The 17,256-nt window shown below is 29.0% G+C and carries 16 protein-coding genes, 1 pseudogene and 1 riboswitch; all 17 genes and pseudogenes read right to left on the bottom strand.

All coding sequences use genetic code 11. The features are described 5' to 3' along the window. Positions 1–10: 10 nt before the first annotated feature. Positions 11–595 (bottom strand): ATP-dependent Clp endopeptidase proteolytic subunit ClpP, encoded by a 585-nt coding sequence (clpP, locus tag J2Z24_RS18065; protein WP_035148810.1) that lies wholly within the window; start codon positions 593–595, stop codon positions 11–13. A 163-nt stretch (positions 596–758) separates the two neighbouring features. After that, on the bottom strand, positions 759–2,054 hold the full coding sequence (tig, locus tag J2Z24_RS18060; protein ID WP_035148809.1) for a trigger factor: 1,296 nt from the start codon (positions 2,052–2,054) through the stop codon (positions 759–761). 172 nt (positions 2,055–2,226) lie between these two features. Then, positions 2,227–3,012, bottom strand: a complete 786-nt coding sequence (locus J2Z24_RS18055; RefSeq protein ID WP_035148831.1) for a sugar phosphate isomerase/epimerase family protein — start codon at positions 3,010–3,012, stop codon at positions 2,227–2,229. A 27-nt stretch (positions 3,013–3,039) separates the two neighbouring features. Beyond that, a complete protein-coding gene (locus J2Z24_RS18050) occupies positions 3,040–3,858 on the bottom strand; it encodes a hypothetical protein (RefSeq protein WP_035148808.1) in 819 nt (272 codons plus the stop codon). Positions 3,859–4,124: 266 nt separating this feature from the next. After that, on the bottom strand, positions 4,125–4,706 hold the full coding sequence (pyrE, locus tag J2Z24_RS18045; RefSeq protein ID WP_035148806.1) for an orotate phosphoribosyltransferase: 582 nt from the start codon (positions 4,704–4,706) through the stop codon (positions 4,125–4,127). Positions 4,707–4,748: 42 nt separating this feature from the next. Next, positions 4,749–5,642, bottom strand: a complete 894-nt coding sequence (locus tag J2Z24_RS18040) for a dihydroorotate dehydrogenase (protein WP_035148805.1) — start codon at positions 5,640–5,642, stop codon at positions 4,749–4,751. 2 nt (positions 5,643–5,644) lie between these two features. After that, positions 5,645–6,373 carry a dihydroorotate dehydrogenase electron transfer subunit gene (locus J2Z24_RS18035; protein ID WP_035148803.1) on the bottom strand — a complete coding sequence of 243 codons (729 nt, stop codon included), beginning with the start codon at positions 6,371–6,373 and terminating at the stop codon, positions 5,645–5,647. A gap of 14 nt (positions 6,374–6,387) precedes the next feature. After that, a complete protein-coding gene (gene pyrF, locus J2Z24_RS18030; protein WP_035148801.1) occupies positions 6,388–7,254 on the bottom strand; it encodes an orotidine-5'-phosphate decarboxylase in 867 nt (288 codons plus the stop codon). A gap of 3 nt (positions 7,255–7,257) precedes the next feature. Then, positions 7,258–8,454: a dihydroorotase gene (locus tag J2Z24_RS18025; protein ID WP_035148800.1), complete on the bottom strand. Its 1,197-nt coding sequence runs from the start codon at positions 8,452–8,454 to the stop codon at positions 7,258–7,260. A gap of 3 nt (positions 8,455–8,457) precedes the next feature. Beyond that, positions 8,458–8,607 (bottom strand): annotated as a pseudogene (locus J2Z24_RS18020) (aspartate carbamoyltransferase regulatory subunit); the annotation flags it as partial. A 65-nt stretch (positions 8,608–8,672) separates the two neighbouring features. After that, complete coding sequence (gene pyrB, locus J2Z24_RS18015) at positions 8,673–9,596, bottom strand: aspartate carbamoyltransferase (RefSeq protein WP_035148799.1); 924 nt, start codon at positions 9,594–9,596, stop codon at positions 8,673–8,675. 240 nt (positions 9,597–9,836) lie between these two features. Then, complete coding sequence (locus tag J2Z24_RS18010; protein WP_035148798.1) at positions 9,837–10,772, bottom strand: ABC transporter permease; 936 nt, start codon at positions 10,770–10,772, stop codon at positions 9,837–9,839. After that, positions 10,773–11,843, bottom strand: a complete 1,071-nt coding sequence (locus J2Z24_RS18005) for an ABC transporter permease (RefSeq protein WP_035148797.1) — start codon at positions 11,841–11,843, stop codon at positions 10,773–10,775. Further along, positions 11,836–13,368, bottom strand: a complete 1,533-nt coding sequence (locus tag J2Z24_RS18000; RefSeq protein ID WP_035148796.1) for an ABC transporter ATP-binding protein — start codon at positions 13,366–13,368, stop codon at positions 11,836–11,838. Before J2Z24_RS18000 ends, J2Z24_RS18005 begins: the two co-directional genes overlap by 8 nt. Before the next feature lie 17 nt (positions 13,369–13,385). Continuing rightward, positions 13,386–14,501, bottom strand: a complete 1,116-nt coding sequence (locus J2Z24_RS17995; protein WP_035148795.1) for a BMP family ABC transporter substrate-binding protein — start codon at positions 14,499–14,501, stop codon at positions 13,386–13,388. Between the two features lie 38 nt (positions 14,502–14,539). After that, positions 14,540–15,115, bottom strand: coding sequence for a xanthine phosphoribosyltransferase (locus J2Z24_RS17990; protein WP_035148793.1), 576 nt, complete (start codon positions 15,113–15,115; stop codon positions 14,540–14,542). Positions 15,116–15,211: 96 nt separating this feature from the next. After that, a riboswitch (purine riboswitch) is annotated at positions 15,212–15,313 on the bottom strand. A 103-nt stretch (positions 15,314–15,416) separates the two neighbouring features. Next, positions 15,417–17,144, bottom strand: coding sequence for an ABC transporter ATP-binding protein (locus tag J2Z24_RS17985; RefSeq protein WP_035148792.1), 1,728 nt, complete (start codon positions 17,142–17,144; stop codon positions 15,417–15,419). Between the last annotated feature and the right edge of the window lie 112 nt (positions 17,145–17,256).

The raw sequence follows: 17,256 nt of genomic DNA, 5'->3' as shown, positions 1-17,256 counted from the left end.
ACAATAAGGGTTATTTTTTCCTAATCATCACTTCATCAATTAATCCATACTCTTTAGCTTCTTCAGCATCCATAAAATTATCTCTTTCAGTATCTCTTTCAATTACTTCTAGCGGTTGACCTGTTCTTTCACTTAAAATACTATTTAATTTTTTCTTAATTTTAAGTATTCTATTGGCGTGGATACCAATATCTGTAGCCTGACCCTGGAATCCTCCTAAAGGTTGATGTATCATAATCTCACTATTAGGAAGTGAATACCTTTTACCCTTTGCACCTGCAGCTAATAAAAAAGCTCCCATTGAAGCTGCCATTCCGATACATATGGTTGATACATCTGGCTTTATATGTTGCATAGTATCATATATTGCCATGCCTGCTGTTATAGAACCACCTGGACTATTTATATATAAATTTATGTCTTTATCTGGATCCTCAGCTTCAAGAAACAATAACTGTGCTACTACTAAGCTTGCTGTTACATCATTTACTTCTTCACTTAATAATATTATTCTATCTTTTAAAAGTCTAGAATAAATATCATAAGACCTCTCTCCTCTATTTGTCTGCTCAACAACAACTGGAACTAAACTCATAAAAACTCTCCTCCTTTTACAACAATAACTCAAGTATAGGTTATATAATTATATTTAACCCAATACTATGACTTATAATTCATATCTTAAAAATATTAAATTAATTGAATATAATTAAAATTAATTGCCAGAAATATTCCTGGCAATTAATCTTTAAATTATATTATGCTATATCTTTAGAACTGTCAACTAATAATTTAATTACTTTTTCATTTACAACATCTGCTTTTAAGAATGATTTCTGAGAATCCATTATTAACTTAGCTGTTTTTTCTATTTCTTTATCACCATATTGTTTTGCCATTTCTTTAGCTCTTTCCATAAGTTCTTCTTCTGTTGCATCTATATTTTCAGCTTTAGCTATTTCTGCAAGAACTAATTCTGTTTTTACTCTCTTAGCTCCTGTATCCTTCATATATTCTCTAACCTTTTCTTCACTACTATTTGTATATTGGTAATAAGTGTTAAGATCTAATCCTTGATATTTTAATCTCATTTCTAAATCTCTTAACATATTGTTAACTTCTTTATCTATCATTACTTCTGGAATATCAACCTTGGCATTTTCACAAGCTGCATCTATAACCGCTTCTTCATACTCTCTTTTAATTCTTAATTCATTTTCTTCTTCCATCTTTTTGTTCATATCAGCCTTTAATTCATCAATAGTATCAAATTCTGACACTTCTTTTGCAAATTCATCATCTATTGCAGGTAACTCTTTAACCTTAATCTCTTTAACTTTTACTTTAAAAGTTGCAGCTTTTCCATTTAAATCTTCTCTACCGTATTCTTCTGGGAATTTTACATTTACATCCTTTTCTTCATCTTTCTTAAGACCTATTAATTGATCTTCAAAGTTATCAATGAAAGTACCAGAACCTATTTCTAAAGAATAATCATAGCCTTCTCCACCTTCAAAAGCTTTATCATCTACAAAACCTTTAAAATCAACAACAGCTATATCTCCTTTTTCTACTACTCCGTTTTCATCTTTAGTTTCTACTCTAGCATTTCTTTCCTGCATTGATTTTAATTTATTTTCTATTTCTTCTTCTTTTATTTCATATGTATTTTTCTTAACTTCTAATCCCTTATATTCTCCTAGTTCTACTTCTGGAACTACTGTTACATTTGCTGTATATATAAATTCTTTTCCTTCTCCAATTTGTACTATATCAATTGAAGGATAATCTACAGGTTTTATGTCATATTCTTTTAATGCTTCTGGATATGTATCATCACAACAGAAGTTTATAGCATCTTCATAAAATACTCCTTCACCATAATGTCTCTTTATTATGTTCATTGGCGCTTTACCTTTTCTAAATCCTGGTACATTAAATCTCTTAGCATTTTTTGCATATGCTTTTTTCATAGCTTCATTAAATTTTTCAGCTTCAACAGTTATCTCTAACTTTACAACATTCTTTTCTATTTTCTCCATACTAGCCTTCATTATATTATTCCTCCTAATCACCTGATATGCTTGTATTAACCACAATATTATAACATATATTTTTTATTATTAATACATGCTTAAAAACATATTTTCATATTTTATACTTAAAATATAAAGTTACCCTTAATAATTATATACAAATACCATAGAATTTACAAATAAATTTTCTTTAAACAAATATTTTTTTTAGAAATTCCTTACTATTTACTATTTCTATGACATTATTGTAATTTTCACTATATATTTCTATTATACCTGGTCCCTTATACTGGATTTCACATAGGTTTTTATATATTTGTTTGTAATCAACTTTTCCCCTGCCTGGAATCAAACACTGATTATTTTCATCTTTATCATTAATATGAAAATTAATCATTCTTTCTCTCATTATATTTAGATACTCTTTCGGTTTTTTATTAGCTCTATATCCTTGTTTAATATCAAAAGTAAAATATATATGACTACTGCATTTTTCTAGAAGAAACTCTAAAAAGTTTAAATTAGACGACATACACCAAGACACATTTTCCTGAGCTAATTTTATTCCTTCTTCTAATGCTGTATAACACAGTTTATTATATATGTCAACAACTAAATTTTTATCTATATCTTTAAAACTAGTAAGTCTCATACCATGAAAAGTATAACAATTTGCCCCAACTATTCTAGCTAACTTACATACCTTCTTAAAATAAGAAAACATATCATCTCTTCTTCGTTTATAATTATCAAAAAGATAAGGTTCAAAAGAAGATGAAAAACTATGCACAGAATTTATATGAAAATCATACTTATTTGTTTCTTCCTTCAAAATGTATGCAAAATCTTCACTATATTCACTAGGGCTATTTAAAAAAATTTCTCCTATATCAAATCCTAATTTATTCATAAGTGAAATACTTTCTTCAGTTTTGATATTAGGATAAAAGCTTGCAGAAGAAAGTCCTATTCTCATACACTTTCTATTACTAACATCTCTCATCTATTGAACTACATCTCCATTACTCTTTAAAAATAGTTCATTACCATCAACTAATATCTTTAATCCCTTATCACTAATCTTATCCATGATTAATTCTTCTCCTGAAATATTTTGAACATATGTATGAGTTTTATTGGTGACATTTACCATCCATATATATTTTGTACTTTTATTTAACCATGGCAATTGACTAACATAAGCTATATTATCTTCATCTATAAATTTAGGATCATTACACCAAATATAGTCTGGTGTAGCCTGTATTTTTTCATCATGGCTTATAGCCACACTTCCATTTGTAGATATATATTTTAAATTAGTTAAATCAGATACGTTACCATTTATATCTACAAGAATAATTTTCTGAGCTTTTTCATCATAGATAATAGCTCTTTTATTGGTAGAAGGACTTATATCATATTTTACCTTACTTTCTACAGGATATATGTATTTAAATTTTTTATCTCCATTTTCCTCTTCATACATTAATTTTATTTTTTTCCCATCACTTAGTTTTATTTCATATCCATTGCTATTCTTAGTTTCTTTTTCTTTATTTTCTTCTTTATTTTCATCTTTATCTTCGTCTTTTTTATTTTCTATAACACTTTTCTTATTATCCATATCATTATGACTTTTTTCCTGTTTTTTATTATCAAAAAAACTACTTATTTTGTCAAATTGAATAGATTTTCCTTTCCCAAATAACCAAGCAACTGAGAATAAAAGAATAACTACACCTATTGCTAAAAATATCATTCTTCTTCTTTTTTTCATTTTTCTCTCATAATCTCTGCTAAAAATACTTGGCTTACCCACAATAATTCCTCCTATTTTGAATTTTTGTACATTACTAATATTGGGTATAATTATGGTGCCAATCCAATATCAATAATTGGTCATTATCTATTATAACTCAAATGCGAAATAATTAATAATAAATTTTTGTAAATAATGCATTATATAATTCACAACGGAGAATTTGTAGTTAAACTTTTGCTATTTATTTCATAAAACTTTATAATTCTTCCTTATGAAACAAAACACCTCAAAGCTTTCATTCTTTGAGGTATGAAGTTCTTATATTATTTTATATTTCTACTGCCTGGTTTTATATATTCTATACCTTTTTTACATAATGGGCATTCTTCCTTATCGAAAGATTTAATTTCTAATTTTATTGCACTATATATAGGATAAGGTATATCTACGCCTTCCCCTCTTCTATCTACAATACAGCATAATCCAACAACTTCTGCTCCCATTTCTTCTAGTAGTTTTGCAACTTCTAGAGAAGATTTCCCTGTAGTTATTACATCTTCTGAGATTATTACTTTTTCACCTTTTTTTACTTCAAATCCTCTTCTTAAAGTCATAACTCCATCTTGTCTCTCAGCAAATATTCCTGGTTTTCCAAGCTGCCTAGCTAGTTCATATGAAACTACTATTCCTCCCATAGCAGGTCCAACTACTGTATCAAACTCTATACCTTTTAATTTTTCTACTACAAACTTTAAAACTTTTTCAGCTTTATCTGGATATTGTAAAAGCTTTGCACATTGACAATATCTATCACTATGTCTACCTGATGATAATAAGAAATGTCCTTCTAAAAGAGCATTACATTCCTTTAATGTATCTATAATAATTTTATTTGTATTTTCCATATTTTCTCCTCCAAACTAATATTTAATTTAAATTTTGTCACTTTATATAATACCTGTAATTTCGCTTAAATTTTTTATTCCTTCCTTTTTCATATATTCTTCAATTCCATTTGTAATTTCTACCGCTGCATATGGATTTATAAAATTAGCTGTACCAACCTGTATAGCCTTTGCTCCTGCCATAATAAACTCTATAGCATCTTCCCAGGTAAATATTCCTCCAAGCCCTATTACTGGAACATTTACTACTCTACATACTTCATACACCATTCTTAAAGCTATTGGCTTTATTGCAGGTCCAGATAGTCCTGCTGTTACATTATTAAATATTATTTTTTTACTTTTTATATCCACTGCCATAGCCTTAAAAGTATTTACTAGAGATAATCCATCTGCTCCTGCATCACAACATTTATAAGCCATGTCTACAATATCTTCTGCATTTGGTGATAGTTTTACAATTAAAGGTTTTTTACATATACTTTTAACTTCTTTTACAACTTCATAAGCTACTTTCGATTTTATACCAAAAGCCATTCCGCCATGTTTTACATTAGGGCAAGATATATTAAGCTCTATCATTTCAACATCTGTATCATTTATTTTCTCAACTGCTGCAAGATAGCTATCTATATCTCCACCCCCAACATTAGCTAAAATAACAGTATTAAATTTTTTCATTTGTGGTAGCTCATTTTCTATAAAATAATCTATTCCTGGATTTTGAAGTCCTACACTATTTAACATTCCTGCTCTTGTTTCAAAAACCCTTATTCCATCATTTCCCTCTTTAGGATTTATAGTTAACCCTTTAGTACAAATTCCTCCTAATTTTGACACATCATAAAACTCATTGTATTCTTGTCCAAATCCAAAAGTTCCTGAGGCAGTTATAACTGGATTTTTGAATTCTATACCGCAAATATTTACTTTCATATTTATTCCTCCAATTCTTCTCCTAGAAATACTGGCCCATCTTTACAAGTTCTTTTATTTCCACTTTTTGTTTTACATGTGCATACAAGGCAGGCACCTACTCCACAAGCCATATGTTTCTCCATAGATACATAACTTGGTACATTTTTTTCTTTACACATATTTATAACCTTCTTCATCATAACTTCTGGTCCACAACATAAAACAATATCATAATTTTCCGGTTTTAATATATCTGTTACATATCCCTTATAACCTTTTGCTCCACTTTCCGTACTTGTGTTAATTTTATTTACAAAAGGCTCAAATTCATTTACACTATAAACCTCATCTCTAAATCCACAATAAAAATCTATCTGACAGTTTTTTAGATTTTTTGCTACTTCATACATTGGTGCTATACCTATACCTCCTGATATTAGAGCAACTTTTCCTTTTATATTATTTACCGGGAAATAATTTCCTAATGGTCCTGTTAATTTTATACTATCCCCTTTTTTAAGACTGCTTAATATTTTTGTTCCTTCTCCAACTACCGCATATAAAAACTCTATGGTATTTCCTTCAATAGAGTGTATACTTATAGGTCTACTTAAAAGTGGTTCTTTATCCCAAGCTCTTAACATATAAAATTGACCAGGCTTTCCTTCAAACTTACCTTCTATAGATAATTTATATATACCTTGGCATACTTTTTTGTTATCCTTAACATATTCAATTCTATATTCCATACCAACTCTCCATTCTATATACTTTTTACAACCGCTAATATATCTTGTCGCATTCGTATAGCTTCTTTCCTTGCATGTTCTGCAAAATTTATTTCATCTTCTGCCTTTTTGTATGCTAATAAAATTCCTCTAGAAGAATTTACAACTCCACCATTTCCATTTTTTAAATACAATGCTACATCTTCTGCTTTTCCACCTTGTGCTCCATATCCAGGTATTAAGAAAAACATTGTATTTAACTTGTTTCTTAATTCTATAGCTTCATTTACATGAGTACAGCCTACTACTCCACCTATGGAACTATATCCGCAATTTCCTATAAAATCTTTTCCTAAATCATGTATTTTTTCTCCAACTACTTCATATACTTTTTTATTGTCTTTAGTATCTATAAATTCTATATCTTTAGCTCCCTGATTTGAAGTTCTTATTAATACAAACAATCCCTTATCATTACTTTTTAGATATGGTAGATATGGTTCTACGCTATCTAATCCCATATAAGGACTTAAAGTTATAAAATCTGTTTCTAAATCTCCTTCAAAGTGAGCTTTTGCATACATTTCTGCTGTTTTTGCAATATCTCCTCTTTTTATATCTGATATAATTATTCCACTTTTTTCTTTTATATAATCTAGAGTTCTCTTATAAGCTCTAAGTCCTGCTAATCCTAACGCTTCATAATATGCAATCTGTACTTTATAACATGCTGCTATATCTACTGTAGCATCTACTATTTCTTTATTAAAATTAACTAACGAATCTTCCTCTGATACAAATTTATTTTTAAACCCTTCTGGTATATAATCAATACTAGTATCTAACCCTACACACACATGCCCTTTATTTTTTACACTTTCATACAAACTATCTATTATCATCTATTAACCCTCACTTTCCAAATTATATACTATTTCTCCTTTTTTTATTGTCTTTTCTATTCGCCCATAAACTTTCATTCCTTGAAAAGGAGTGTTTTTTCCCTTTGATAAAAAACAATCGCTATCTATTTCATAGCATGTATCTAAATCTATTATGACTAAGTCTCCATCGAATCCTATCTTTACTTGTCCTTTATTTAATTTCATTATTTCTGCTGGTTTTTTAGACATTATTTCTGAAAGCCTATTTAAACCAACTTTCTCCTCTTTTACAAGTTTGGTATAGCATATTGAAAAAGCCGTCTCTATTCCTGATATTCCTGGAGCCCCATTTATTTTATCCTCTATAGTATGAGGTGCATGATCTGTTGCTATTGCATCCACCCATCCTTCCTTTATGGCTTTTATAATAAATTCCATGTCTTCTTTTTTTCTAATAGGTGGATTAACTCTATAATCTGTATCATCCGTTAAAGCTACATGATGAGGTGCTACTTCACAAGTTACATTGTAGCCTTCTTTTTTTGCATCAATTATATATTTCATGGATTCCCCTGTACTTACATGAGCTATGTGAATACTGCAACCTGTATATTTAGCAAGAGTTATATTTCTCCAGGTCATTGTATCTTCTGCAAGCCTCATATCTGTTGATGAAAGCTCCCCATTCTCTGAGTGACACATAACAATTAACTTTTTATCTTTTGCCTTTACCATGGCATTTAACATAACATTACTATTCATTACATCTTTTCCATCTTCAGATATTATCTTTACAGTTGAATCTAAATTGTCTAAGTGAGATATAGTTTTTCCATCAAAATTTTTAGTTATAGATACTACTTGGTGAACATCTACCAGACCAATTTCCGCTGCTTTCTCCAACACATATTTTACAGTTTCCATACTACTACATATAGGATTTGTATTTGCCATAAGATTTACTGCGGTGTACCCACCTTTAACTGCTGCTTTACTTCCAGTTAATATATCTTCTTTATAAGTAAATCCTGGATCTCTAAAATGAACATGTAAATCTATAAATGAAGGCATTACTACTTTTCCTTGTGCATTTATAGTTTCACAATCTTTTTGTAAATTTTCACCTATCTCTGTTATTATTCCATTATTTATATAAATATCTCCTAAAAAATCTCCAGACCAATCTACTATTCTAGCTCCTTTAATCAAAACATCCATAGCTTATTCCTCCATAACCCTATATATTTCATCACAATACCTGCACTTATATTCACCCTTTTCTTTATCTATAGCATAAAATATGTGCGATACATAGGTTTCTACTGAAGTTATACATCTAGGATTTTTACACTTTATTATATTTTCTAATTTATCTGGTAAATCTTTTTTTAGATCTTTTTTTTCAAATTTTTCATCAACAACATTTATCATTAACATTAAATCACCCCCAACAGCTTAGAAATTAAAGCCATTCTTACATACATTCCATACTGAGCTTGTTTAAAATAACATGCTCTTTTATCTTCATCTACTTCATAAGCAATTTCATTAACTCTTGGTAGTGGATGTAAAACTATCATGTCTTGTGATGCTATATTCATCTTTTCTTTGTCTAAAATATATCTATCCTTAAGTCTTATATATTCTTCTTCATCTGAAAATCGTTCTTTTTGAACTCTTGTCATATAAAGTATATCTACCTTACTTAAAGCCTCTTCCATGTTTTCTGTTTCTAAAAATTCTATATTATTCTTTTGTAAAATTTCATTTTTTATATATTGGGAAACCTTTAATTCCTTTGGTGAGATAAGAATAAATTTATTATCTTTATATCGTGATAATGCTTTTATAAGTGAATGTACTGTTCTTCCGAACTTCAAATCTCCACAAAAGCCTATAGTAAGATCAGACAATTTTCCTTTTATAGATCGTATAGTTAATAAATCTGTTAAAGTCTGGGTAGGATGTTGATGTCCTCCATCACCAGCATTTATAATTGGTATACTTGAATAATCTGCAGCAACTATTGGAGCGCCTTCTTTAGGATGTCTCATTGCTATTATATCTGCATAACATCCAACAACTCTCACAGTATCAGCTATAGTTTCTCCCTTTGCTACAGAGGTTGAATTTGGTTCTGAAAAGCCTAAAACTTTTCCTCCTAGTCTTAACATTGCAGCTTCAAAACTAAGTCTAGTTCTTGTACTTGGCTCATAGAATAGAGTAGCTAAGATTTTACCTTCACAAAGATGTGTAAAATCCTCTCTTTTTTTAGATATGTTTTCTGCTAGATTAAGTATTTCTTCAATTTCTTCTACAGTAAAATCCATTGGGTCAATTAAATTTCTTCCTTTTAACATAATCTCTCCTCCTTTTTAGTATCTCCGTACTAAATTAAAAGGTAATAAAAAAGCCTTCCTTTTTAAAGGAAGGCATAGATATCACTATGACAAGCAATAAACAAATCATATAATATCATATAATTTTTAATAGATTGCTCTATACTTTCCTTTTAGGTCTCACAGGACCTTCATTAAAGGTAACTATTAACTTTCTTGATTAGAATATCACTTTTTATTGAATAAGTCAATATTAAATTATTATCTTTCTTCTCTAAAATATGGTACACTTAAGCTTTTTGGCGGTGCATTTTTGGGGGATTTTTTCATTGATACTATTACCATAACTATTATTGTTATTATATAAGGAAGCATATCTATTAAATACTGCGATATGTGTATACTTCCTCCCTGAAGCCTAAATCCTATAATATCAAGTCCTCCAAACAAATATGAACCTATCAATGCTTTATATGGATTCCATGATACAAATATAACTAATGCAACTGCTATCCATCCTCTACCTGCTGTAACATTTTCCTGCCATGCTGGTACATATACAAGAGAAAGATACGCTCCTCCTAATCCACATAAGGCTCCTCCTAACAATACATGAATATACTTATATAAAGTTATATTAATTCCTGCTGCATCTGCACACTTAGGATTCTCTCCTATTGCTTTTAAGTTTATTCCTTTAGAAGTTTTATACATATAAATTCCTAATAAGACAGCAGTTAAATATCCTATATATACAAATATATCCTGTCTAAAAAATATTTGTCCTAGCACTGGTATATGACCTAATACTGGTAGAAATATGGGCTTAAAAAAATCTTTTATAGTGTCTGGTGCAACTTGTCCTACTAGATTTTTACCAATAAAACTTGAAAATCCAGTACCAAATATAGTTAAGGTTAATCCTGATACTACTTGATTAGCTCTTAAACTTACAGTTAAAAAAGCATATATTAGACCTCCAAAAGCACCTGCAATCATAGCTGCAATCATAGCTAATATAGGACTATGTGTACTTAAACCAACCATAAATCCTATTACTGCTCCCATAAGCATCATGCCTTCCACACCTAAGTTTAAATTTCCAACCTTTTCACATATTAATTCTCCAAGAGTGGCAAATAAAAGAGGTGTTCCTGCTACTATAGCTGCCTCAAAAAATGAAATCATTGTTTCCATTTATGCTACCTCCTTTGATGGCAAACTACTTCTTTTAGTGAATTTGTATCTTATAAAAAATTCACTTCCTAATATAAAAAACAATATTGTAGATTGAAGTATTAGTGCTGCAGACTCTGGAATACCAAAGGCTGTTTGTATAAATGAGCCTCCTTCTAAAAGAGCTGCAAATAATATAGATACCATTAAAATTAAAGGAGCGCTTAAATTAGAAAGCCATGCTACTATTATTGCAGTATATCCTATACCACCTGATACTTGTACTGATAATGTATTACTTACCGCTGAAGCTTGAATCATACCTGCAAGTCCGCATAATCCCCCACTTAAAATCATAGCAACAACTATTGTACTTTTAATATTTATTCCAGCATAAAGAGCTGTTTTTTCACTTTCTCCTAATACAGTTATTTCATATCCTTTTTTTGTATAGTTCATAAATATATATATAAATATGACTAATATAAATGCTATAATCCATCCAATGTGCACTCCAAATATATCTGGCAAAATAGCATTTTCAGAAAAGTTGGGTATCTTAGGAAAACCTTGTGCATTAGGATCTTTCCATGGTCCATATTGAAGATAGGTTATAAATTTTAAGGCTATATAGTTCATCATCAATGTTACTATGGTCTCATTTGTTCCCCATTTACATTTAAAAAATGCAGGAATATATGCCCATATAGCCCCCCCAATTATTCCAGCTAGAACCATAATTATTAATAATAAAAATGAATTAAGTTCTGGAAACTTTAATGCGAAATAAGAAGATAAAAATGCTCCCATTATTATCTGTCCTTCTCCACCTATATTCCAAAACTGCATTTTAAACGCTACAGAAATTCCTAATGCAGTTATAATAAGCGGTATAGCTTTAACTATGGTTTCTTTTACACTATATATTGAACCAAATGCACCTTTTATCATGGAAAAATATACATCTATGGGATTTAATCCTAACAAAGCTATAAAAATTGCTACTAATACAAGAGCAAAAACTATAGAAGAGGTTCTAATCATTATACTCTTTTTTGTAGTTACTTCACTTCTTTTTATTATTTTATACAACTTTTGATTCCTCTCTTTCTAAACTCTTTCCTCCCATAAGTAACCCTATTTTCTCTTTAGTAGCCTCAGAAGAATTTAATTCTCCAGTTATTTTACCATCACAAATTACTAATATTCTATCACTAAGTTGCATTAAAACATCCAAGTCTTCTCCTATATATAAAACTGCTACTCCTTTTTGCTTTTGCTCATCTATCAAGTTATATATGGTATAGCAAGTATTTATATCTAATCCTCTTACAGGATAGGCCATTATAAGTAAATTAGGATTAGAATCAAGCTCTCTTCCCAATAATATTTTTTGAATATTACCTCCTGATAGATTCTTAATTGGATAATTTATATCTGGAGTTACTATAGATAAATCTTCTTTAATCTCTTTAGCTCTTTTTGCAATAGGTTTTTTATTTAATATAATACCTTTCATATTATGGTAAGATTTTAACAATAAATTATCTACCATATCCATAGCACCTACTAATCCCATGCCTAATCTATCTTCTGGTACAAAGCTCATACTAACTCCTTTTTTTATTATTTCTCTTGGAGTTTTGCCTACAATATTTTCTCCTTGAAGAATTATTTCTCCTTCTTCAACAGCTTGTATACCGGTAATAGCTTCACATATTTCTTTTTGTCCACTACCAGCTATTCCTGCAATTCCTAGAACTTCTCCTCTGTGTATATTAAAATTTATTTTCTTTAGTACTTCTACTGATTCCTCATTTTTTACAGTTAGATCATTTACTCTTAATATTTCTTCACCTTTTTTTACTGTGCTTTTTCTTATAGATAAATCTACTTGCTGACCCACCATAAGTTCTGCTAATTTTTCTGGATTTGTTTCATCTTTATTTAGAGTTTTTATAGTTTCACCTTTTCTTAAAATTGTTATTTTATCAGATACTTTCATAACTTCATCCATTTTATGAGATATAAATATTATAGCGCAACCATTTTCTCTCATTTTAAACATTATATTAAATAATTTTTCAGCTTCTTGTGGTGTAAACACTGTTGTAGGTTCATCTAATATTAATATATCTGCTCCCCTATAGAGAACCTTAATCATCTCCACTATTTGTTTTTCACCTACAGACATATTAAATACTTTCTTCTTTAAATCTACGTCTATTTCATACCTATTACATATGTCATAAATTTTATCTCTTATCTTTTTCTTATTTATAAACAATGTATTTTTTTGTCCTATAGTTATATTTTCTTCTCCTGTCATATTATCTACTAATTTAAAATGTTGATATATCATTCCTATTCCTGAATTTATAGCATCTTTTGGAGAAGAAAAATTAACTTTTTCTCCATGTATATAAATAGAACCGCTATCTGGAGTATATACTCCAGATAGCATATTCATTAAAGTACTTTTTCCCGCTCCATTTTCCCCTAAAAGTGAATGTATCTCTCCACCATATACAGTTAAATTAACTTTTTTATTAGCTATTACTTTTCCAAAAGTTTTCACAATATTTTCTACTTGAATATAAGGTACAATTTCTTTCATCTTATCACCTATTTAAATTATTTATTTTGAATTTGTCCTTCTACTCCTTGAACAAACCAGTCAAATTTAAGTAATTCTTCATCGCTCATAACTTTTCCAGCTTCAACTTTAACATTACCTTTTTGATCTTTTATTGGTCCTTCAAATATTTTATTCTTTCCTGATATTATATCCTGCTTAGCTTTTTCTACTGCTTCTTTTGCACCAGCTGGAGCATTTTTTGTTAAGTCTGCAAGAGCTACTATACCGTCTTCTAGACCCTTCCAATAGCTTTCTGATTTCCATGTTCCATTTTGAATTGCCTTTATTTGATTAACATAGTATGGTCCCCAGTTCCATACAGGTGCTGTCATATATGCTTTAGGTGCTTTATCTTTCATATCTGTATTATATCCTATAGAAAAAGCTCCTTTTTCTTCTGCAGCTTGTTGTGGACCAGCTGTATCTTGATGCTGAGTAATTACATCTACTCCTTCTGAAAGTAAAGCCTTTCCAGCTTCCTTTTCTTTAGCTGGATCATACCAAGTATTGGTCCATTTTACAATTACTTTAGACTTAGGATTTACAGACTGAACCCCTAAAGTAAAAGCATTAATTCCTCTTATTACTTCTGGGATTGGGAAAGCTGCTACATACCCTATTTCATTAGCTTTGGTCTTCATTCCGGCAACAATACCTGAAAGATATCTTGCTTGATATATTCTTCCAAAATAATTGGACATATTTTCTGCTGTTTTATAACCTGAACAATGTAAGAACTTAACTTCCGGATGTTTTTTAGCCTCTTTTTCTAATCCATCCATAAATCCAAAACTTGTACCTACAATTACATTACATCCTTGGTTTATCATATCTTCAGTTACCTTTTGAACTTCTGCAGTATCTTCCTTTACAGATTCTTTATAAATAGTTGAAACTTTTAATTCCTTTTCTAAGTGTAGTCTTCCCTGATCATGTGAATAGCTCCAACCACCATCTCCTATTGGTCCAACATATAAAAAGCCCACTTTTATTTCACTTTTATCTCCTGCTTTTTTCTGTGAAGCATCCTTTTTATCTCCACAACCTACAAATAATGCTGAAATTAAAAAAGTAAAAATAAGTACAATACTAAATAATTTTGTTTTTTTCATTACTCTTACCCCTTTCTTAAATATATATTTTAAATTTTTTATTCTCTAAATATTACTTGCCCATCTCTCATGTCTTCAACTATTGCAAGAGATTCTAATTGAATTCCTTTATTTTCTATTAACTCTCTTCCTCCTTGAAAACCCTTCTCTATTACAACTCCTACACCTTGAATGTTTGCCCCTGATTGTTCACATATACTCATAAGACCAATCATAGCACTTCCACTAGCTAAAAAGTCGTCAATTATTAGTATATTATCATTTTTATTTATAAATTTTTTTGAAACTTTTATAATATATTCCTTTTCCTTAGTAAAAGAATATACCTTAGCTTCATAGTTATTTGTATCCATATTTATACCTGAATGTTTTTTTGCAAAAACTACTGGAACATTTCCAAGATGTTGAGCCACTATACAAGCTATTCCTATACCAGAAGTTTCTACAGTGAGTATTTTAGATATTTTTTTATTTTTAAATCTATTTTTAAATTCTTTACCTATTTCATTAAAAAGTTCTACATCTAATTGATGGTTTAAAAAACTATCTACTTTTAAAATTCTATCTTCAATCACTTTTCCATCTTTACATATTCTGTTCTTTAAAATTTCCATGTTATTCTTCCCTTTCTTTTAATTCCTTATGAAAAAAATAAACTCCCTTTTTAAATTAAAAAGGGAGTTTAAATAGACTAATCATATTAAATGTAATAAATCTACCTAAAAACCCATAGCCTGACAATTTACGGTTGTCTGGTAGAAACGCCTAATCCCTATCATTAGGCTTATATGAGTGCGAATATTTGTTTATTTTATCTTTTTATTATTCGTTATTTTGTATGTTATTAATATAATATATTACTTTTATATAAAAAGCAACACCTATTTGCAAAAATCCTGATTCTTATTATTAAATTTATTGAAATTGCATGTTATAAAGATTCATATACATTCCTTTTTTGTTTATTAAATCATTATGGCTTCCTCTTTCTTTTATCCCCTCATCAGTAAGCAGTATTATTTCGTCTGCATTTTTAATAGTACTTAATCTATGTGCAATAACGATAGTTGTGCGATTCTTTGAAAGAATTTCCAAGGATTTTTGAATTAATTTTTCACTTTCATTATCTAATGCTGATGTAGCCTCGTCTAATATAAGTATAGGAGGATTTTTCAAAAATACTCTAGCTATACATATTCTTTGTTTCTGTCCTCCTGAAAGCCTAACTCCTCTTTCCCCTACATAAGTATTATATTCATCATCTAGATTCATTATAAATTCATGGGCATTTGCTCTCTTAGCTGCTTCAATTATTTCTTCTTCTGTAGCTTCTGGATTTCCATAAGCTATATTTTCCTTTATTGTTCCTGAGAACATGTAAACATCTTGTTGTACAATACCTATATTATTTCTTAACGATTTTAGTTTTATATTTCTAATATCAATTCCATCTAATAAAATAGAACCTTCATCTACTTCATAAAATCTTGGTATAACATTGCAAAAAGTAGTTTTTCCACTACCAGATGGTCCTACTATAGCCACAGTCTTTCCAGCTTCAATATCTACATTTATATTATTAAGAACACTATTTTTATTATCATAACTAAATGATACATTATTAAATTGGATGTTCCCTTTAGGATTTTTAAATTCTACCGCATCCTTATTCTCAGTAATATCTGGATTAGTGCTTATAATCTCTAAAAATCTCTCAAAGCCTGTTATTCCCTTTTGATATTGCTCAGTAAAATTTATTAATTTTTCTATTGGATTTAGAAAAATATTTATATATAAAATGTAAACCACTAAGTCATAAGTCTGTAACTTTCCATTACCTATAAATATTCCTCCCAAAAGAATAGCTGATAAATATAAAATCCCTTGAAAAAATCCATTCATACTGAAGAATCTTCCCATAATTCCATATCCTATTTCTTTAGTTTCTAAGAATTCATTATTTCCCATTTGAAATTTTCTCTTTTCTATATGCTCATTTGAAAAAGATTTTACAACTCTTATTCCTGAAAGACTATCCTGAATCTGAGCATTTACATCAGCTATTTTTTCTCTATTTCTTTTAAATATTAATTTCATTTTTTTATTATAGAAATATGAGAAATATATAATAAATAGAGTTATAAATATTAAAACAACTGTTATATTAACATTAATGTTCATTAGTATTATAAATGAACCTATTATTTTGAGCAGTGATATAAAAACATCCTCAGGACCGTGATGAGCAAGCTCAGAAATATCAAAAAGATCTGTAACTATTCTAGACATCAATTTTCCTGTATTGGTATTATCATAATATGAAAAAGATAATTTCTGTAAATGGTTGAATATATCCCTTCTCATATCAGCTTCCATTCTTGCACCCATAATATGCCCCCAAGCAGTTATATAATACTGACATAAATATCTAATCACATACATTAAAAGAAGCGCTGAACCAATTAAAATTATATATTTTATTATTTGCTCTCTACTTTTATTATACACATCATATAAAAGGTATCTTACTATTATAGGAAAGATTAAATCTATAGCAGATAAGACAAGCGCACATAGCATGTCTATAAAGAACATTCTTTTATACGGCTTATAATAACTAATAAATTTTTTTATAGTTTTCATAAACTACATAATCACCATCCTTTATAAATAAATTTGTATACAAATTAAAATAACATTCTATTTAATATTAATCAATATATTATTTATAGTAAAGAATAAAAACTACAAATTA

Origin of the sequence: Clostridium tetanomorphum, from assembly GCF_017873215.1 — a bacterium.
GTDB lineage: Bacteria > Bacillota > Clostridia > Clostridiales > Clostridiaceae > Clostridium_AO > Clostridium_AO tetanomorphum.
Note: the sequence above shows the minus strand (reverse complement) of the source record. Positions and strands in the feature narration are given on the sequence as shown.